Annotated in this window: 1 pseudogene; it reads left to right on the plus strand. The window is 37.6% G+C overall.

The annotated features are described in order from the left end of the window. Positions 1 to 61 precede the first annotated feature (61 nt). Positions 62 to 255, plus strand: a pseudogene (locus PSI06_RS21310) (hypothetical protein); the annotation flags it as partial.

The following is a 255-nucleotide window of genomic DNA, read 5'->3' on the forward strand; positions in this document are numbered from 1 at the left end:
GAAAACAGTAAGCAAGTTATGTAAGTTATTATCTGTTTCTAAGGCTGGGTATTACAAATGGTTGAAACAGTCGTCGAATCCAGTTGAAAGAAAAAATGATTTTTTACTTCAGTTTTTAATAAAAAGAAGTAATGAAGAGCACTGCATACCTGGTTACAGAAAATTGTGGCAAGCCGCCATAGCCGACGGATATGATTGCAGTAAAGGCCGAGTGCAGCGTTTATTACAAAGCGTAGGTTATCGCTCTAAATCAGG

The sequence above is a fragment of the Pseudoalteromonas sp. GABNS16E genome (assembly GCF_028598715.1).
Classification (GTDB): Bacteria; Pseudomonadota; Gammaproteobacteria; order Enterobacterales; family Alteromonadaceae; genus Pseudoalteromonas; species Pseudoalteromonas atlantica.